Below are 19786 nucleotides of genomic sequence, written 5' to 3'. Positions count from 1 at the left end.
TAAACAAACTAAGAAATGACAAATATAAAATTAGCGGTTTTTGACATGGCCGGAACTACGGTTGATGAAGATAATATGGTTTACAAAACCGTTCAAAAAGTGATTAACCAGGAAGGTTTCGACCTGAGTTTGGCGCAGGTCTTGGCGCAGGGAGCGGGCAAGGAAAAATACCAAGCCATTATCGATATCCTGACGGCCTATACCCAGGCAAATCCTGTCGAAGAAATTGCAGACAGGGCATTCGGTCGCTTCAAGCCAACCCTGGAGGCTGTTTACAACGAAGCCGAAATCAAAGGCTTTGATGGAGTAGAGGCACTCTTTGCCCAACTTAAGGCCAATGGCATCAAGGTGGTGCTCAATACCGGATATGATCTTAAAACAGCTACCAAGCTGCTTCAGAAACTTAACTGGAAAATAGGCGAACAGGTAGATGCATTGATTACCGCCGACGATGTAACACAGGGTAGGCCACATCCCGAAATGATTCAAAAAGCCATGCAATTGTTTGGCATTGTTGATCCTCGTCAAGTGCTCAAAGCAGGAGATTCTGAAATCGATATCCTTGAAGGCAAAAATGCCCGCTGTGGGCTCACTATTGGCGTATTAAGTGGTGCACAAACCAAGGCACAGTTACAAACCGTACAACCCGATTATATCTTAGAGCGCCTGACCGACTTGCCTGCCATTTTGCAGCTTGGCTAAAAGCATGGCTAGTAAGAGTTTTACCGTTAGCCATTGCGCTTGATATAGGTGGCGTATAGGCTTTCCCAGAAAGCCTTTTGCGAAGGATAAGCCTTGAGGTAACGCTCAAGGTTGGCCTTGGTCATCCTAAACGGCATAATGCTTACCGGAATGTCTTGCTGGCCTGCATTGCGAGCTTCTACGGCCAATACGTAGACCTCTTTTATTTTTTCGTCGGTGAGCGGAATGCAACCTACCGTTACACAATTGCCGTGGATGTAGATATCGCCACCCGGTTTGCGGTCTTTGCCGGTTCTGGCCAAATCGGTCGCATTGGGGTAATCAACACCCAGCGATAAATGGAAACTGCTCATCGGGTTAAACACGTTGATTTTGTAAAAACCTTCAGGGGTTTGTCCGTCGCCTTCAATTACCTTAGGCCCCAATGTGCCGGAATGCGCACAAAAATCGTAGGTTCTGAACAACTTATATCCTGTTTGCGATGCGGTTTTGAGCCAGAGCTCCAATTTGCCCTCGGCTTTGTAGGCCATGATCTTTAATTTGAAATCGCCTTTAAAACCTGCTTTCAGCAAGTCTTGTTGCAGGCTAGCCCATTTTTGGTCGTAAGCTTCTTTTACCCTTTCAAATTTGAGTTGGCTTTCCTTAAAGCCGCTCTGGGCCATTGCCGTAGTTGTCATTGCCAATAAGCATAAAAGTTTGATCAATCTTTTCATTTACTTGCGCTATTTCGCAAACAAATTACGTTGATTTTTTTAGAAATTTAGCATCTTTACGTTTAAAGCTATGGGCAATTTCTTTACTGCATCCTCTATTTTTACTTTTTTGGCCTGCCTTGTGTTGGGTTGCCTCTATGCCTGGCTGCTTTACGGAGCCAACAAAAACCTTCCGGCCAAACTAAACTATGCCTTGGCTGTTTTCAGGGTGTTGGCCATTGCCATTTTGGCCTGGTTGCTTTTTGCGCCTTTGGTTAAACGAATTTCGTACACACCCGAAAAGCCCATCATTGTATTGGCTAATGACAATTCCATCTCTGTTGACCAGGTAGAGCCTGCTGGCTTCAACAAGCAGCAATATCAAAAAGACCTGAAAAAGCTGGCCGATCAGCTCTCTGGCAAATATGAAGTCAAAACGTATAGCTTTAGCGACAGCGTTAAAAGCGGGCTTGATTTTTCCGGACAAGGCAAGCTCAGTAATGCTTCGGCTTTGATTAATCAGCTGAACGACGAGTTGCTGAACCGTAACGTAGGTGCTATTATTATAGCCAGTGATGGAATTTTTAACCGTGGCGGCAATCCTTTGTACGAATTGAACAAGATCAAGGCCCCGGTGTATACCATTGCCATGGGCGATACCATTCCGAAGCGCGATGTGCTGATTGCCAACGTCAACTACAACAACCTGGTTTATCTCGATAACGAATTTACGCTCGATGTAGAAGTGCAGGCTTATGCCGGCAAAGGCGAAAGTACGCAGTTGAGCATGGCCGAAAATGGTAAAAAAATACTGGAGCAAAGTATCGCGATTGATGGCAACAGTTTTGTGAAAAATGTACAGGTAAAGCTTAAAGCCAATAAAATAGGCATACAGCGTTATACTTTGAACGTTTCGCCGGTAAAGAACGAGGCCACCGAAAAGAACAACAGCCAAACCATTTTTATTGAAGTAATTGATGCCCGCCAAAAAGTTTTGTTGGCCGCTGCCGCTCCACATCCAGATATTACCGTGCTGAAGCAGGCCATAGAACGGAACAAGCATTATGAAGTAAGCGTAAGCCTAGGCGATGACTTGAACAGCGTTGACGTTCATCAATACAGCTTGGCCATCTTGTACCAATTGCCGGGTAATAGCCAATTGGCTGCGGGCTTAATTGCCAAGCTACAGGAACTGCGTTTGCCTACGTGGTATATTGTAGGCGCCCAAAGCCATATCGGAGCCTTTAACCAGGCGCAGCATGTTCTGAATTTGAGCAGGTCTACAGGTTCCCTGCAGGAAATCTTCCCTTATCCCGATCCTAATTTTACAGCCTTTAACCTCGATGCCCCGGCATTGAAACAGTTGAACGATTATGATCCCCTGCTCATGCCTTTTGCCAATATAACCGTCAATGGCAACTATACAGCCGTTCTCAATCAGCGGATTGGTAGGGTAAATACGCAAAATCCGTTGTTGTTCTTTGTAGATGATAATGGCAGAAAAACAGGCTTTTTAATTGGCGAAGGCATTTGGAAATGGAAATTGGAAGAAGCCAAGAACGAACAAAGCCTGCCTTTGGTAAACGAATTGGTGGCCAAAACCGTTCAATACCTTTCGGTAAAAGACGATAAGCGCAAGTTTAAGGTGTATGCCAGCAAAAATACCTTCGAAGAAAACGAGAATGTAGTGCTCAATGCCACTTTATACAACGAAGCCTATGAACCTGTCAATACGCCCGAGGTAAAAGTACAGCTCAAAAATGCCGAAGGCAAGGTATTCAACTATACCTTTTCTAAATTCGGGTCAGGGTATAGCCTCAATGCGGGCACCTTGCCGCAGGGCAATTATACCTTTGTGGCATCTACTGCCTTGGGCGACAAAAAATATACTGCTTCGGGCGCTTTTTATGTCAATGCCCTTATTGCCGAATACCAGCAAACCACGGCCAATCACCAGTTGCTGTACACCATGGCGCAACAGAGCAACGGCAAGCTGTACCAGCCAGCCGATCTGTTGCAAATAGCTGATGAATTGGAGAAAAACGGACAGGTTAAAACCATCAGTTACGAAGACCGGAAATACGAAGAACTGATTAGCCTGAAATGGATATTTATTTTGATTATCTTGCTGCTGGCCACCGAGTGGTTTTTAAGAAAACGTAACGGCGAAGCATAATGGAACTCAGCAGCACTTATATCATCGAAACCCTAGGCACCATTTCCTTTGCCATTTCGGGTACCTTTGCCGCCATGCAAAAACGCCTTGATCCATTTGGCGTGCTCATCATTGCCTTTGTAACCTCTATTGGTGGCGGTACCGTCCGCGATTTGTTGCTGGGCGATACGCCGGTAGCTTGGATGCGCAACGTCAACTATTGCCTCCTCATCCTGGTTACTTCGCTAGCCACTATTTTTTTCAAAACGCACATTAAAAAGTTTAAGGTTACACTTTTCCTCTTCGACTCGCTTGGGCTGGGACTGTTTACCATGGTAGGCGTGCAAAAAGGAATAGTTTTTGGCTTGAGCCCGGGTATTTGTGTGGCTTTGGGTACCATTACGGGTTGTTTCGGGGGCATCATCAGAGATACCCTGCTCAATACCATTCCGCTCATTTTCAGGAAAGAGATTTATGCCACGGCTTGTATACTGGGAGGCGTTCTTTATTTTGCCCTGTTGTATTTTAACCTCAAGGCTGATGTAGCGAAAATTATTGTCATTGCCTTTATTTTTGCCTTAAGGGTAGTGGTGGTGCGCTACAAATTGGCGTTGCCTAAATTTGGCTATTAAGGATAGAGATATTGTTCGAGCTTGCCCTTTTGGTTGGCATCGTTAAGCTCCCAGAGTTCTTTTGGCCAGTTTTTTTTATCTTCCTGCTGGTTCAGGTAAGGCAGCAACAAGCGCATGCTGCCCAGTACAATGGTTTTTTGGTCTTTAATGTTTTTGTTTTCGAGCATGAATTTGGTCATGCTGGCCATGTACATCAGGGTGAGGTCTGAATCGGTGTTGAAGAAATTGGTTTCCTTCTCTTCCAGGTAGAACGTATATTCGGGCGTGCCGTTCATCCAGTCGATCAGAAAGTGGCCTGCTTCCATACGCGATTTGTTTTTCTTGTCGATAGGGGTTTGAAACAGATAGTCGATAACTTTGAGCGCCAAAGGTTCCGTATTGGCAAAATGAGCCTTTTTGTTAAGTTTGATGTGTTTAAGGTTAGGCAAGTCCTGCGCATGCGAATACCCCATGCAAACCAGCAGCAATCCTAAAAAGAGGGCTACTTTTTTCATCTGTCTACATTTTTAATCGGCGATGAAGCCATCATGAGCTTAGGGTTATTTTAGGCAAGGCTTCGGCAGTATTGACAACGTTGCAAATCCTCCCTTAAGCGAAGATAAGGCATTGGATCGAAAATATTAAATCTAATTGGTTTTGTGGAGTGGCTAAACCGCTTGCGGGCAAGCAATCGGCCTATTTCTTTTTGTCGTTGGTATGGACAATCACGAAAACATCTTCATTGTCTTTTTTCATGAAATATTTTTCGCGCGCAAATTTTTCGGCAGTGCCCAAATTGCTGTCCAGCTCTTTCAGGTCTTTTTTTACGATAGCTGTTTCCTTGAGATAGAAGTCTTTTTCTTGCTGCAGCTTGTTTACTTCGGTACGGTACTCGTATTGCGAAAGGACATCGTTTTTATCAAAAAACAACATCCAAGCTACAAAAGCAACGATAGCCAGGAAATATTTATTGCGCAAAAGCTCTACTAACTTCTTCATATCCAAAAATCCGTTGTAAATATAGGATTAAATAAAAACATCCGAAGATTTAAAAACATTAACTGTTTTACAAATGCATTTATCCACTTGTTAACAGCTTTGGGTTGGCCTGGCCTTAAACCTTCCAGCATTTCGATTTTCCGACCTTTAACAATGCCTATAAATTAGTAGCTTGCAGGATCATTTATCCATCCTCTATTTATGAAATTGATAAGCAGACCTTTTTTTATGGCCGTATTGCTGTGCCTTGGCATGGCACCAGGCTACGAGCAGGATTTTAGCCCAGTTAAGGCCATTGCCCAAAGACGCGTGCCTTGGTTGGCAACCCATCTTAAATTTTCGAGTATTAAAGCCAGCGATGGCCGCGATGTTTTTGAGCTGCGTACCGATAAACAAACGGTAAGCATTGCCGCATCGAGCGCAAGCGCCGCCGCTCAAGGCCTGGGTTGGTACCTCAAATACTATTGCTACAGGAGTCTGAGCCACATGGGCGATAACCTATCGGCGGTAAAAAAAATGCCTGAGATGAAGGAAAAAGTAAGGATCAGTTCGCCTTACCAATTCCGCTACGCCTTGAACTATTGCACCATTAATTATTCCATGAGTTTTTATACTTGGGCCGACTGGGAAAAAGAGCTCGATTGGATGGCCTTAAACGGCGTTAATCTAATGCTTGCTCCGGTTGGTATGGAGGCCGTTTGGCAAAATACGCTCAAAAAAGTGGGCTATAGCCAGGCTGAAACCCTCCAGTTTATACCCGGCCCGGCATTTTCGGCATGGTGGCTGATGGGCAACCTCGAAGGTTGGGGTGGACCTGTAAGTCAGCAGCATATTGATCGGCAAGCCAAGTTGCAGCAGCAGATCTTAAAGCGCATGGCCCAATTGGGTATCGAACCAGTTATGCATGGCTTTTATGGCATGGTACCTACTACCTTAAAAGATAAACTAAAGGCTTCAACTGTTCCACAAAACAAATGGGTTGGCGGATTTGTACGTCCTGATTTTTTAAACCCTGCCGATCCTTGGTTCGATAAGCTGGCCAAGATCTATTATGATGAGATGAAAAAACTTTACGGAAAGGATTTGCACTTTTTCGGGGGTGATCCTTTTCATGAAGGTGGTTCGAGCGCAGGGCTCGACGTGCGCTTCGCCGCTCAAAAAATACAGCAGGATATGCAGGCCGGTTTTCCGCAAAGTACCTGGGTATTGCAAGGCTGGGGCAATAATCCTTCGGCCAAGTTGCTCGAAGGTGTTGACAAGCAACATGCGCTGATTATTGAGCTTTTTGGCGAAAATACCAACAATTACGAAAAGACAAAAGCCTATCAGGGCACGCCTTTTATTTGGAGCAACGTGAGCAATTTTGGCGAAAAAAATGGTATTTATGGACGTTTGGAGCGTTTTGCAACAGAGGTTTACAAAGCCAAAACCGGCGAATACGGCCAATATTTAAGTGGCGTAGGCATTATTCCCGAAGGAATCTACAATAACCCGGTGGCTTATGATTTAATGTTGGAACTAGGCTGGCACCAAGAGAAATTAAATGTAGCCAATTGGCTAAGGGCCTATCAAAAATACCGTTATGGTAAAAGTGATGCTCACCTGGAAAAGGCTTGGCAACAGTTATTGGCAACAGCCTACAACAGTCCGACGGTTTATCAGGAAGGGCCTTCAGAATCTTTGCTGTGTGCCAGACCGGCGCTTGGCATCAAAACCGTATCTTCTTGGGGAACGGTAACACGCAATTACGATACCTTGGCATTTAAGGATGCTGCACGCTCATTTAATGCGGCAAAGGCAAATTTTAAAGGGAGCGAAACCTATCAGGTAGACCGGATCGATTTGGTAAGACAGGTTTTGTCTAACCGTTCGTTGGCGGTTTATCAGCAGTTGAGCCAAGCCATTGAGCAAAAAGATAAAGCCAGGTTCGAGCAAAGCAACCGACAATTCCTGCACTTAATTTTGCAGCAGGATTCGCTATTGGCCAACAACCGGTTTTTTACGCTAAATCGTTGGTTGAACCAAGCTATCGCCATGGCCGGCAAAGAGCCGTTGGAAAGAAAAAATGCCCTCAAAAATGCAAAAAGCCAACTTACCTATTGGGGTGGCGATTACCCAAAAACAGACCTGCGCGATTATGCCCACAAAGAATGGAACGGTTTGTTGGGCTCATTGTATTTGGCCCGTTGGAAAGCATTTGTAGATTACCAACGCAGTTTGCTGAATGGCAAGGAAGTCGGTTTGCCGGATTATTTTGCCATGGAAAAACAATGGTCGGAAACAGCCGAATTGTATGTTCCCAAACCGCTTCCGGCGCAAAAGCTGAACGAGCTGATTGATCGGATTTTAAAATAAACCCAACAAAAAAACGCCCGATAAAACTTATCGGGCGTTTTTGATGCCTTTAACGAGGCTATAGATTTGCTTATTTTTTCAAGAATTTAAAATCTTTGCCGATGAAACGGGCAGCAGCACCCAATTCTTCTTCAATACGCAACAATTGGTTGTATTTGGCGATCCTGTCTGAGCGAGAAGCTGAACCGGTTTTGATTTGGCCACAGTTTAAGGCTACCGCCAAGTCGGCAATGGTAACGTCCTCTGTTTCGCCGCTGCGGTGGCTCATCACCGAGGTGTAGCCATTGGTTTGGGCCAGGCTTACCGCATTGATGGTTTCGGTTAGAGAACCGATCTGGTTTACCTTCACCAAAATAGAATTTGCCGTGTGAGTATCAATACCTTTTTGCAAACGTTTAACATTGGTTACAAACAAATCGTCGCCTACCAACTGAACCCTGTCGCCAATTTTTTCAGTCAATAATTTCCAGCCGTCCCAATCGTTTTCGTCCATGCCGTCTTCGATAGAAATAATCGGATATTTGGCAGCCAATTGGGCCAGGTATTCGGCTTGTTCGGCACTTGTGCGGATGGCACCTTTATTGCCTTCAAATTTGGTGTAATCGTATTTTCCGTCTTTGTAAAACTCTGAAGAGGCGCAGTCTAAGGCCAAGAAAATATCGACACCTGGTTTGTAGCCTGCTTTTTCGATGGCTTTCAATACGGTTTCTACGGCATCTTCGGTGCCTTCGAAAGTAGGAGCGAAACCACCTTCGTCACCTACTGCAGTAGATAGGCCCCTGTCGTGCAAGATGGCTTTCAGGTTATGGAAAACTTCGGTTCCCCAACGCAAAGCTTCGGAGAATGATGGCGCGCCAGCAGGCATGATCATAAATTCCTGAAAAGCGATAGGGGCATCAGAGTGCGAACCACCGTTAATGATGTTCATCATCGGGATAGGCAAGGTATTGGCATTAACCCCACCAATGTAACGGTATAAAGGCTGTCTGCTTTCTTGTGCGGCAGCTTTGGCCACAGCCAAAGAAACCCCAAGAATGGCATTTGCGCCTAAATTACCTTTGTTTTCGGTGCCATCCAGGTCGATCATCAGCTGATCGATCAGGTTTTGCTCAAAAACATCAACGCCTTGCAAAGCTTTGGCAATCTTCGTATTTACATTCTCAACGGCTTTCAATACCCCTTTGCCCATGTAAGTCTTTTTGTCGCCGTCGCGAAGCTCAACAGCCTCGTATTGGCCAGTGCTGGCTCCAGATGGAACCGCCGCACGACCCATTTGGCCATTCTCTGTAATTACTTCAACTTCTATTGTCGGATTGCCTCTCGAATCGAGGATCTGCCTTGCATGGACATCAATTATTAAACTCATTTTATTTTTGATTTGATTAAAAAATACCCTTAGTGTAAAACATACAATTAGGTAGGGCGTATCCAAAGTTAAAATAATTTTTAAACTATCAGAATGTATACTTTTATTTTTTGTGTTTTTGAGGTTTATTGGTTTGAAAATGAGTTTTTTGCTTGACGAATAAGGGTCAATAAAAAAGCCGGCAATTGTTTTTGCAATGGCCGGCAGGTATGGGTAATGGTTTAAAAATTATGGTTGAAAAGAGGAGGTAGGCTAGCCCATTTTGGCCTTGGCATCCATCCAGTAAAGCAGTTCGCTCACAAAGGCGTTTGCACGTTTGTCGGTTCCTTCCTTATCGGCGGGTTCGCCATGCTCGTTAAAGGTTTTGTCTATCGTGGGCACAGGGAACATGGCAGGAACAACCAATGCACCTATTTTCCAGAGGCTGAACTGCAGGGAGGTAATCACCTGCGATCCGGCAAAGGCGCCGGCCGAAACCGTGGCAATGGCCAGAGGCTTGCGTTTCCATTCGGCATACAATAAGTCGATGACGTTTTTAAGGCTGGCCGGATAGCCACCGTTGTATTCTGGCGTAACGATAATAATCCCTTCCGCTTCGGTAATTTGGCTGGCAAAGCGGAGCATGGCCTCAGAAGGATCAGGAATAAACCTTAACCGTTCTTCGAAAATAGGAAAGTCGTATTCGTTCAGGTCGATCAGGCTAACTTCGGCTAGCTGGTGCGCTTGCAGGTAATTCTTGAAATATAAGGCTACGCGGTGACTGTTTCGGCCGTTTCTCACGCTCGCCGAAAGGATGGCTATCTTCTTCATGCCCTAAGATAAGGATTTACGTTAAAACGCAAGATGGTTACAGCTAATAATTAATGGTTGGCAGTTTTGTTGCATGATCATCGAAACTTGTTGGTGAAGAATACCAACAAGGACCCTATGACAGTTCGAAGCTGATCGGGAGGTGTCTTCCCGATTTACAGCAATCGATTAATTAGCTAGTGATTTCAATGGTCTCCCAATGAACCAATGATACTATTGAGCCAATGAATCAATTCACTTCGTCTTTACTCCCATTTAAATGTTTTCACGGCCACGGCATAGATGCCGATACCCCAAATTAGCATGATCAGCATCTGGTGTTTAACATCCCATAGATTGGCGCCCTCAAAGGCTACTTTGCGCATGGCATCGTTTAAGTAAGTTAACGGCAAAGCCCTGCTGATGGGTTGCAACCAATTTGGAAAGGCATCAATAGAAAAGAAGGTGCCCGATAACAGGAATTGCGACAAGGTAATGATGTTCGAAATCGGCGGAATGGTGCTCTCGCTCTTGGCCAAACCCGAAACCACAAAACCAAAGCCCATAAACACAATGACTCCCAGCGTAGCCAGCACCAACATGTTGATAACCGTGGCTGCCCCGTTGATGAGCGTAAAGTGGAAGGCGAAATGGCCAATTAGGATAATGAACAAAGCGCCCAGTAAAGCAAAGCCAATGCGGGCAATGCCTTCGCCCAATACAATGCTCGAACGCCTAACCGGTGTGGCAAAAAAGCGTTTGATCACCAGGTTCTGGCGTAAGCTGAAGAAAACGAAAGCCGTACCAAATACACCGGTGCTGAGCAGCGAGAAGCCCAATTGGCCCGGCAAAATAAAATCGATGGTGCGGTACAAACGACCCTCAACGGTGGTAGCCCTGATTTCGGTTACGGTAGGCTTCATGTTTTGGGTATTCAGCTTGTAGGAAAGTTCATTGAGCACCGAACGCAAAATGTTGCCTTTGTCCATAGAGGCCGAAGTATATTTAACGGTGGTAATGAAAGCAGGAAGTCCCGAAGGGTTTTTCTCTACTTTGATCAAGGCGTCGTAATTGCCTTTTTCGAGGTTTTTGTTGATGTTGTCGAGGTTGTCGCCTTTTTTCAGCCGCACTACGCTCACTTTTTCCAAGGCGCTAATAATAGGGTTCTGCAGGTCAGAATCAGGAGCTACGGCTACATCCAGCTTGGTGCCGCCACCGCCCAGAAATCCGAATACGAGGATAAAGATCAGGGGGAAGGCCAAGGTAAAAACCACTGCCGACGGACTGCGCATAATTGACCTGAAACTGGCCTTGGCTAGCGCCAATGTAGCTTTAGTATGATTGTATGTTTTTGCCATTTTACGTTTATTGTTGAGTTAAAATGTTGTAAAGTTTTAAGGTTGTTGGTGTAGCGGTTATTGTTGCTGTATGCTTTGTCGACTGACGATCAGCTTCCCGACCGTAAACTATCGGCCATGGACTACTGCCTTTTGGCCGAAATCTAATCCTCTCGCCATTCTTTGCCCGTCAGGTTGATAAATACATCTTCCAGGTTGGCTTTTTTTACTTCTTTTTTGCGCTCAAAACCACTTGCAATCAAATTGTCTATCAATTGGTCTGGGGTGTCGAGGGCAATGATCTGTCCGTTTTCTACAAAGGCAACGCGGTCGCAAAGCTGTTCGGCTTCGTCCATGTAGTGGGTGGTAATGACTACCGTAGTGCCATTGTTCCTGATTTCGGTAATCAAATCCCAGAGGTTTCTGCGGGCTTGCGGATCGAGGCCAGTGGTCGGCTCGTCTAAGAAGATGATTTTCGGCGAATTGATGAGCGTAGTGGCAATAGAAAAGCGTTGTTTTTGTCCGCCAGACAAGGCTTTGTATTTGGCCTTGGCTTTATCTTGCAGGTTTACTTTTTCCAGCATTTCCATCGGCTTGATGTCGGCGCCATAGAGGCCGCCAAAAAGCTCGAGGAGCTCTACCAGGTTCAGGTTGGGGTAATAACCGGCAGCCTGTAGCTGTACGCCGATGATTGCCTTGATGGCGCTAGGGTCGCTGTCGACCGAAAAGCCATCTACAATTACTTCTCCGGCTGTTTTTTTGCGTAAGGTTTCGATGATTTCGAGGGTGGTGGTTTTGCCGGCGCCATTGGGGCCAAGCAAACCGAAGATTTCGTTTTCGTAAACTTCAAAGCTCAATCCTTTAACGGCCTTGAAATCATCATAGTTCTTTACCAGGTCTTTTACGCTGATAATGGCGTTTTTATTTTCCACTGCTAATTGGTTTTGTTATAGTTTAGAGAGGCAAGGCCTTATGGGCTTGCTTTCTATTCGATAAATGTAAGAAGCTTTAGGTGAATAGAAAATGAATTTTGTACGAATGGTAGCAAAATGCCGATAAAGCGATGTTTTTAACGGGTAAAGCCTCCTATACTTCCGACGAATGGAAGATAAGAGGCTTTAAGTATGGGTTAAAGACTTTGTAAAAATATATTACCAAGAAAGCTGGCCTTTTACCATGCTTACAAAATCGTCGAACAAGTAGCGAGAGTCGTGCGGGCCTGGCGAAGATTCAGGGTGGTATTGTACCGAGAAGGCTTTTTTGCCTTTGACGCGGATGCCTTCTATCGAATCGTCGTTAAGGTTGATGTGGGTTACTTCAACCTTGTCCGAATTTCTGACTTCGTCTGGAATAACACCAAAACCATGGTTCTGCGAAGTTACCTCGCAATGGTTTTTGATGATGTTTTTAACCGGGTGGTTCAAGCCACGGTGGCCATTAAACATTTTCATGGTGCCAATGCCGTTGGCTTCGGCCAATAATTGGTGGCCCAGGCAAATGCCGAACATCGGTTTGTCGGCATCTAAAATAGCTTTAACGGTTTCGATGGCATAAGGCATAGCGGCCGGATCGCCGGGGCCATTTGAAATGAAATAACCGTTGGCGCCCCATTTGTCCATTTCTTCGAAAGTAGTTTTGGCAGGATAAACTTTAACGTAAATGTCTCTGTCGTCGAAATTGCGAAGGATATTCTTTTTGATGCCCAAATCCAAGGCGGCAACTTTATAGCTTGCCTCAGGATTGCCATAATAGTAAGGCTCTTTGGTTGATACCTGCGACGAAAGTTCCAATCCATCCATCGGAGGTACAGCTTCCAATCTTTTTTTCAGCTCCTGCAAATCGGTAATCTCCGACGAAATAATGGCGTTCATTGCACCCTTGTTGCGGATGTGGCGAACCAGTGCGCGGGTGTCAACTTCCGAGATGCCCACAATATTTTCGTTCTGGAAGTTGTCTTGGATAGATTCGGAAGCTTCTTTTCTGCTGTATAAAATGTTGTAGTTCTTGCAAACCAAACCTGCTATTTTGATAGAATCTGATTCTATCTCGTCTTTGTGCATGCCATAATTTCCAATATGGGCATTGGTGGTTACCATAATCTGACCAAAGTAAGAAGGATCTGTAAATACTTCCTGATAGCCGGTCATGCCTGTGTTAAAGCAGATTTCGCCAGTGGTGGTCCCGATTTTACCTGCTGCCTTGCCATAAAAAACGGTGCCATCGGCCAATAACAAAATTGCAGGTAACTTGGTGTAGTTAGTCATTTTGAATTACAATAAGAATTAGTGGTGAAAAAAGATAAAAAAGAATGGATTTCCGTAACGGTTATGCCGTTTTTGAGGGAAGGCAAGGAAGTCTGACTGAATTCATTCATTTCAGGATACAAAGGTACGTTTTTAGTCAGCTTTTTTCAAGATATTTTATCAGTTTTTTGAGATATTTTATTCTTGGCCTTGTTGGGCTTTTGCGGCCTGGTTACGGTTTCTGTAAGGATAGTGTGATATAACGCACAAAAAGCAATAAAAAAGAGATATCTCGGCTATAAAACCTAATTTTGTTTAACAAAACAAAAAACATGTCTGTAAACAAAGAAATTAAGCGTGTTACTACGCACATCTTGCAAGAGATGAAGCAACGTGGCGAGAAGATCGCGATGTTGACCGCTTACGATTATTCGATGGCCACCATTTTAGACGATGCGGGCCTGGATGTTTTATTGGTTGGAGATTCGGCCTCGAATGTAATGGCTGGGCACGAAACGACTTTGCCCATTACGCTCGACCAAATGATTTACCATGCGCAGAGCGTAGTGCGTGGTGCCAGCCGTTCTTTTGTGGTAGTAGACCTGCCTTTTGGTTCTTACCAGGGCAATTCTAAAGAGGCCCTCAACTCGGCCATCAGGATCATGAAAGAGTCTGGTGCCCATGGCGTAAAGCTGGAAGGCGGTGCCGAAATTGCAGAATCGGTGCAGCGTATCATCACGGCGGGCATTCCGGTTATGGGCCATTTGGGTCTTACCCCGCAATCGATTTACAAATTTGGAACTTACACGGTAAGGGCCAAAGACGAGGCGGAAGCGGAAAAGCTGAAAACAGATATTCTAGCCCTGCAAGATGCGGGCTGTTTTGCGGTTGTGCTCGAAAAAATACCGGCCAAACTGGCCAAAGAGGTTACCGAAAGCCTTCAAATTCCGACCATTGGCATTGGTGCCGGTCCGCATTGCGATGGCCAGGTGCTGGTGATTAACGATATGATCGGATTGACCAAAGGCTTTAAGCCAAGGTTTTTGCGCCAGTACATGAATTTGTACGAGGGCGTTAAAGACGCTGCCCAAGCTTATATCAAAGATGTGAAAGCAGTTGATTTCCCGAACGAAAAAGAACAGTATTAGTTCCTTGGATAAGCAAGTGCTAATCAACTATTAATCGTCGTGCCTCTTCGCAGTGACGAAAAGAAAAGAAAAATGCCCATTACCGAATCAGATATTTTATACGAAGACAACCATTTGATTGCCGTTAACAAACGTGCCGGCGATATTGTGCAGGTTGACGAGACCGGCGATGAGCCATTGGACGAGCAGGTTAAAAAATACATTGCCAAAAAATACAACAAGCCTAATGGTGCTTTTTTGGGGGTGGTGCACCGTTTAGACAGGCCGGTAAGCGGCGTTATCCTGTTTGCCAAAACTAGCAAGGCGTTAGAAAGGATGAATGCCGTTTTTAAGAACCGTGAAGTGCGCAAGACCTATTTTGCCGTGGTGCGCAACAAGCCGGCCAAGCCCGAAGGCAACCTGGTACACTGGCTGATTAAAAATCCGCAGAAAAACCTGGTTACGGCTTATAACAAGGAAGTGCCCAACAGTCAGCGGTCTGAGTTGGATTATAAGTTGCTGGCCGAAGTGGGGGGCTATTATTTGCTGCAGGTTAATCCTTTAACCGGCCGTTCGCACCAAATCAGGGTACAGCTGTCAACCCTAAACTGCCCCATTGTAGGCGATAACAAATACGGCTATCCGCGCGGCAGCCGTAAAGGCAGCATTTGTTTGCATGCCCGTAAGCTCGAGTTTATCCACCCTGTACAAAAAGAACCAGTTTCTATTTTTGCCAAATTGCCGGTTGACGGTTTTTGGGAAAAGTTTGAACAGTTCTAGGCTCCGTCTTTTAACTTCAGGTTTTTCCAGGTTTCGATGGCCCAAGCCAGATCGGCAGGTTCGTCAAAATAGAAAACCGCTGCAAGCACTTCGCCGGCGATGAGGTTGAAGGTGTAGATGACGTCGTAGGTTTTATCGGCGTCTGCTTCTTTGATTTGGTAGCCTACCCGGGCCACCTGTTCGTCAGAAAAATCGAAAGTTTGGATGGTTTTGGCTTGCGATTGGTCTCGGTTTAATCCAGTCTGTTCAAAATGCGTCTTCAGTTGCGCTTGCGATTGCCCTTCCTCTAGCCAAATGGAAAGCCTTACCGATTTATCGCCAGTGGTATAAAGCAAAGATGCATTATCTTCCACACGACGTTCAAAAAGATTATTGATGTCGATGGTCCAATTTTCGGTGAGCTTGTGTTTCACCATAAAATCGTCATTGAGCGGATAGTCGCTCACCCTGTACCAATCCGAATGCTCGTTTTCGCGCTCGTAAACCGAACCTACACCTTTGAGCAACAACGGAGCTACCGTAGGATCGACTTTTAAAAGGGTGGAAGGATTGCAAATGATAATATTTCGAGGATCGTCGGTATAGGCTTCGCTCTCAAATCCGCTAAATATTTTCCAGCCGCTGTCTTCTGGACGGGTTGATTTGTTTCGGTACATAAAAAGCGGCTTGCGGTTTTCATCGAAGATCATTTTAGAAACCAATAATCCTCCAATGGGCGGGAAGTTTTCGAAGTTGTTATCCATAGTTAAAATCTGCTGGCCTAAAATACAATTTTAATGTGATTTTAAGCCTCATGGCCGGTTGGGGTAGCTCTTTTTAACCTAATTGATATTCGGAAAAGGAAATCTATAACTCAGCGCATATTTTTTGCCATTGATTAACACCGCTTGCTTTTGCCTGAGGCTTTTTAGGAATTTGATGAAATCCTTGAAGTGTTTTAAATAGCAATATTAATGGCACTCGGTTTTATCGAAAATAATCGGCTGACCAAACTTTAGCGTATGCAGGTCTTTGAAAATCATTTTGCCGTCTTTTTCCAACACGTCGCCAAAGCCTTCCAGCATCTGATCGCCTTTTTTCAGAAAAGCAACCTGCCGTACCGATTCTTTGCCTTCCGAGCTAAAGGTATAATCGGCAATAAGCGTATCGCCACGCATTTCGCCCTTGATAATGCCTTTGTTGCTATCTTTTTCAGCAAAGTGGTAGCTCAGTTCGCCTGTGGTGATGGTGCCACTGGTCATGAAAGAGAGTTTGGCCGTATCTCTGTTTTTGATATACTGGTAACAGTGCTGAGGGGTTGTGCTTACAATATTGGTATCTAAAGCCGAGGTATCTGTGGTCGCCTGTTCCGATTTGTTGCCTTGGCATGCCATAAATAAGGTTGCAAAGGCCGCTAGTGCAAAAAAGTATCTTTTCATAGCTTAAAGTTGAATGATCAAACTGATTAACAAGCAAAACGAAGAAATGTTTGGCAATAGAAAGCCCCGCTTGTGGCGAGGCTAACTAAATCAATCATATCACAAATATGAAAATCGTTACCAAATATAGGTGCCTACCGCACCTGCGGGCAAGGTAGTAGTTACCATTTTGCCATTGTATTTGATGTTAAAGCTTTGTTCGGTGTTGGCATTATTGCAAACAACCAGTACTTTTTTGCCATCGATATTTTTAAAGGCTACATTGGCCAAAGTATTGTTCTGGGTAGAACCGATGCGGTATGAACCCGGACGTACAAATTTAGAAGCATGACCAATGATGTAATAAGCTACGTTTCTGCTTACACTCGAACCGATGGTGAGGGCGCCCAAGCAACTGGTGCAGCCTCCATCTGGCGTATGCGGGTTATAATTGGGGTCGGCAGCCAAATTCCATTCCAGTACGTTGCGGCTCCAGTTGCGCGTAGCGCCAACAATAAGGGTAGAAACATGCCATTTAAGGTCGTTGCCAAAATTGCCTGGGCCGCCAACCCATTGCTCGGTAAAATATACATGCTTGTCTGGATAGGCATTGTGCACATCGCTCAAGGCCGAAATATTGCCACCGTACAAATGGAAAGCAGAGCCATCTACATAAGGATTGGCTGCAGCGTCGGCCAAAATAGTTAAGGGATAATCCGGTCGGTCGGCATTGTGGTCGTATACGATGATTTTAGTCGTAATCCCTGCATTTTTAAAGGCTGGACCCAAAGCCGATTTGATGAAAATGGCCTGGTCTTTTGCTTCCATATACATGCTTGGCGTATTGCCCGGGTGCAGCGGTTCGTTTTGGATGGTAATGGCGTCGATGGTAATGCCCTGAGCCTTCATGGCTTGGATGTACTTGATAAAATAGGTGGCGTACGACTGGTAATATTCGGGCTTTAGGCTGCCTCCTTTAAAGGCATTGTTGGTTTTCATCCAAGTGGGCGCTGTCCATGGCGAACCCAATATTTTGATGTTTGGATTGATAGCCAAGATTTTCTTCAAAACGGGTATCAAATCGGTCATTTCGGTTGCGATAGAGAAATTGTCCTGGTTTACATCGGTTTGTCCGGCAGGCCTTTCGTTGTAGGTAAACACCTGTGCACTCAAATCTGATGCGCCAATGCTTACGCGCAGGTAGCTTACGCCTATGGCGCCGTCTTCGGTAGAGAAAAGTTCTTTAAGCAGGGCATCTTTAGTAGCCGCAGGCAAGTTATTGATCAAAGTGGCACTGCCACCGGTTAAGGTATAGCCAAAACCATCAATGCTTTGGTAAACCTGCGCATCGTCTACTTCGATGGTGGTATTGCCGTTAAGGGCTGCACTAAAATTGAGCGCTACATTCTGTTTTTCGAGCAAGGCGGTTTGGTCGCCTTTGGTTAGCCAAAAAGCCACATCGCTGGCCACTGGAGTAGTTATTGGCGGTACAACGGGATCGGGTGCTTTGGGGGTTTTGTTGCTCTTTTTGCAGGCGCACGAAATCAGTATAACGGTTACAATGGCAATGGATAAAAGGCTTTTGAGGTTCATGGTTAGGGTTGAATTTGATTTTTGTTAGGCAAGGGCAGCGATGCCAAGGTCTTAAGGGCTGACTGCCATTACTTGGAACCCTAAAAATAACATGAATATCGATTTAAACCAGACCTTTGGCAAGGCCTATTCGAGTTGAAAAATTGATTGGGAAGGTCAAAAAAATGGGATAATACGCTTGATGCGCATGCTGTTTTTAGCCTTTGGCACATTCTAAACGCCGTAAAATGTGATTTTTCGACAACGGACCAAATCTATTTTGATACGGCTTGACAGCAAGGCTTTGTTGTGTTAAAATGCAGGTAAAAAAGTAATTTTTTTTACCTGTATTTTGATTTTTGACTCAAATTTAGACCCTTTGCATAGGGAATGGTGGTTTAATTGCACAGCTAAAACCTTGCTTCAATTGGTCAGTCGGCTTCCTCATCATAGCCACGCCGGTCTAGAAATTCGTCGGTAAAATGCTGCCTGTGTTTGGGCTGCGCAAACTTCTCGGCATTAAAAGCAACCGAACTACCCTTGGGGATAGAAAGCGATTGCCAATGCTGGTTGCAAAGCATCTTTCCCAAAAATACAATTTGTCCTACGTGGTAGGGGTAGTGCGCCAGTTGCCTGTTGATAGCTTCCATTACGGTGTGGCCCTGGTTGCGAATGAAGATTTCCCTGCTCAAATCGGCTTCGGTTAAGGGATTAATGGCATCGAAAAGACATTGCCAACCTTCATTCCACTTGGTCAGTAATTCCTGCCTGTTTTTGATGTCGTTTACAAATTCGGCCTCACGGTCTCTACTGGGCTTTTCCCCATCGGTGGTCAGAAAATCAGTCCATCTCGACAGCATGTTGCCCCATAAATGTTTAACAATCATGGCAATGCTGTTGCTGTCGTCGTTGTACTGCCAAAACAATTGATTTTCGGTTAATTGGTCGAACGTTTTATCGCCCAGCTGCTTATAATAGGCCAACTGTTTTCTGACGCTTTCTAAATAACTTTCCATGAGCGGTTATTGAATTTTTTGGTGCCCTGTTGCCGGGGCCAATTAAAGTTAGCAGCATTATTGTTCGCAAGCAAATGCTGGTTATGCCAGGATTTTTTATGGTCTTTAAAAATTGTCGTAATAGGTAAAGTCTTTGGTGATCAGTCCTTTTTCGATAGTGAAAATGGTGCAAATCGGCATGTCGAAACTCGATTTGTCTGATGCGGTGCCGGTTGATATAAATTCTACTACGATATGTTTATCTCCGGCTGGATAAATATTCACAAGGCTGTCTTTTACATTCGGAAACAGCTGCTGCAGTTCGCTGTATTTTTTAATGGTTTGTGCACGGGTTTGCTTTACGATGCCCTTGCCCAGTGACGGGTCTTTAAAATCGGCGGTATCGGCATACATCGCAGCCATTTTGGTCCAATTGTGTTGATTAAAGTAATCGAAATACTGTTTGATCAATGCTTCGTTGCTGTTCGTTATTTTGGTGTTTTCGGTACTTTGCGACTCGTTTTTGCCGCTACATGCAAATAAGAACGAACCGAGTAGAAGCATCAAGGCGAATGATTTCATGGTTTTGTTGTTTAGGTTAAAGGGATGATTGAGGTATTTATTGGCTTTTATTTAGAAAGGCTGTTGAGCAACAAGGCTTTCCAT

Annotated in this window: 19 protein-coding genes; 6 read left to right on the top strand and 13 right to left on the bottom strand. The window is 44.9% G+C overall.

The genetic code is table 11. The annotated features are described in order from the left end of the window. Positions 1-15: 15 nt before the first annotated feature. Complete coding sequence (locus AC6H1S_RS14285) at positions 16-702, top strand: phosphonatase-like hydrolase (RefSeq protein ID WP_497564029.1); 687 nt, start codon at positions 16-18, stop codon at positions 700-702. Positions 703-728: 26 nt separating this feature from the next. Here the strand turns inward: AC6H1S_RS14285 and AC6H1S_RS14280 are convergent, their stop codons facing one another. Further along, positions 729-1415: a L,D-transpeptidase family protein gene (locus tag AC6H1S_RS14280; protein ID WP_497564028.1), complete on the bottom strand. Its 687-nt coding sequence runs from the start codon at positions 1413-1415 to the stop codon at positions 729-731. 70 nt (positions 1416-1485) lie between these two features. On the opposite strand from AC6H1S_RS14280, the gene AC6H1S_RS14275 reads away from it, so the two are divergent. Together AC6H1S_RS14275 and AC6H1S_RS14270 are read left to right on the top strand one after the other, a co-directional pair. Continuing rightward, on the top strand, positions 1486-3570 hold the full coding sequence (locus tag AC6H1S_RS14275; protein WP_497564027.1) for a hypothetical protein: 2085 nt from the start codon (positions 1486-1488) through the stop codon (positions 3568-3570). Beyond that, entirely contained in the window at positions 3570-4181 is a 612-nt protein-coding gene (locus tag AC6H1S_RS14270; RefSeq protein ID WP_497564026.1) for a trimeric intracellular cation channel family protein, read from the top strand. Before AC6H1S_RS14275 ends, AC6H1S_RS14270 begins: the two co-directional genes overlap by 1 nt. On the opposite strand, the gene AC6H1S_RS14265 is transcribed toward AC6H1S_RS14270, so the two are convergent. Further along, a complete protein-coding gene (locus AC6H1S_RS14265) occupies positions 4178-4675 on the bottom strand; it encodes a hypothetical protein (RefSeq protein ID WP_497564025.1) in 498 nt (165 codons plus the stop codon). The genes AC6H1S_RS14270 and AC6H1S_RS14265 overlap by 4 nt on opposite strands. A 181-nt stretch (positions 4676-4856) precedes the next feature. Further along, positions 4857-5159 carry an FtsB family cell division protein gene (locus AC6H1S_RS14260; RefSeq protein WP_199139193.1) on the bottom strand — a complete coding sequence of 101 codons (303 nt, stop codon included), beginning with the start codon at positions 5157-5159 and terminating at the stop codon, positions 4857-4859. Between the two features lie 201 nt (positions 5160-5360). Between AC6H1S_RS14260 and AC6H1S_RS14255 the strand changes: the two genes are divergently transcribed. Beyond that, positions 5361-7514: an alpha-N-acetylglucosaminidase gene (locus AC6H1S_RS14255; protein WP_497564024.1), complete on the top strand. Its 2154-nt coding sequence runs from the start codon at positions 5361-5363 to the stop codon at positions 7512-7514. A gap of 70 nt (positions 7515-7584) precedes the next feature. On the opposite strand, the gene eno is transcribed toward AC6H1S_RS14255, so the two are convergent. From eno to carA, 5 genes are all read right to left on the bottom strand, one after another. Beyond that, positions 7585-8880 (bottom strand): phosphopyruvate hydratase, encoded by a 1296-nt coding sequence (eno, locus tag AC6H1S_RS14250; protein ID WP_199139189.1) that lies wholly within the window; start codon positions 8878-8880, stop codon positions 7585-7587. Positions 8881-9132: 252 nt separating this feature from the next. Next, a complete protein-coding gene (locus AC6H1S_RS14245) occupies positions 9133-9690 on the bottom strand; it encodes an NADPH-dependent FMN reductase (RefSeq protein ID WP_497564023.1) in 558 nt (185 codons plus the stop codon). A 245-nt stretch (positions 9691-9935) separates the two neighbouring features. Beyond that, positions 9936-11027 carry an ABC transporter permease gene (locus AC6H1S_RS14240; protein WP_497564022.1) on the bottom strand — a complete coding sequence of 364 codons (1092 nt, stop codon included), beginning with the start codon at positions 11025-11027 and terminating at the stop codon, positions 9936-9938. 143 nt (positions 11028-11170) lie between these two features. Continuing rightward, a complete protein-coding gene (locus AC6H1S_RS14235; protein WP_199139185.1) occupies positions 11171-11938 on the bottom strand; it encodes an ABC transporter ATP-binding protein in 768 nt (255 codons plus the stop codon). 219 nt (positions 11939-12157) lie between these two features. After that, positions 12158-13270 carry a glutamine-hydrolyzing carbamoyl-phosphate synthase small subunit gene (gene carA, locus AC6H1S_RS14230; protein WP_199139184.1) on the bottom strand — a complete coding sequence of 371 codons (1113 nt, stop codon included), beginning with the start codon at positions 13268-13270 and terminating at the stop codon, positions 12158-12160. A 311-nt stretch (positions 13271-13581) separates the two neighbouring features. Here carA and panB point away from each other — a divergent pair, with 311 nt between their 5' ends. Then, positions 13582-14397, top strand: a complete 816-nt coding sequence (gene panB, locus AC6H1S_RS14225; protein WP_199139180.1) for a 3-methyl-2-oxobutanoate hydroxymethyltransferase — start codon at positions 13582-13584, stop codon at positions 14395-14397. 72 nt (positions 14398-14469) lie between these two features. Next, positions 14470-15156, top strand: coding sequence for an RluA family pseudouridine synthase (locus tag AC6H1S_RS14220; protein WP_497566030.1), 687 nt, complete (start codon positions 14470-14472; stop codon positions 15154-15156). Here AC6H1S_RS14220 and AC6H1S_RS14215 read toward each other — a convergent pair. From AC6H1S_RS14215 to AC6H1S_RS14195, 5 genes are all read right to left on the bottom strand, one after another. Next, positions 15153-15899, bottom strand: coding sequence for a DUF2185 domain-containing protein (locus tag AC6H1S_RS14215; protein ID WP_497564021.1), 747 nt, complete (start codon positions 15897-15899; stop codon positions 15153-15155). The two genes, AC6H1S_RS14220 and AC6H1S_RS14215, sit on opposite strands and share 4 nt — an antisense overlap. A 207-nt stretch (positions 15900-16106) precedes the next feature. Further along, complete coding sequence (locus AC6H1S_RS14210) at positions 16107-16574, bottom strand: hypothetical protein (protein ID WP_497564020.1); 468 nt, start codon at positions 16572-16574, stop codon at positions 16107-16109. A 117-nt stretch (positions 16575-16691) separates the two neighbouring features. Then, positions 16692-18146, bottom strand: coding sequence for a glycoside hydrolase family 30 protein (locus AC6H1S_RS14205; protein ID WP_497564019.1), 1455 nt, complete (start codon positions 18144-18146; stop codon positions 16692-16694). A gap of 410 nt (positions 18147-18556) precedes the next feature. After that, positions 18557-19141, bottom strand: a complete 585-nt coding sequence (locus AC6H1S_RS14200) for a DUF1572 domain-containing protein (protein ID WP_497564018.1) — start codon at positions 19139-19141, stop codon at positions 18557-18559. Between the two features lie 105 nt (positions 19142-19246). Continuing rightward, a complete protein-coding gene (locus AC6H1S_RS14195; RefSeq protein ID WP_497564017.1) occupies positions 19247-19702 on the bottom strand; it encodes a nuclear transport factor 2 family protein in 456 nt (151 codons plus the stop codon). Between the last annotated feature and the right edge of the window lie 84 nt (positions 19703-19786).

This window comes from Pedobacter sp. TM02 (assembly GCF_059705275.1).
The sequence above is the reverse complement of the archived record's forward strand: the minus strand, read 5'-3'. Positions and strand labels throughout refer to the sequence as shown.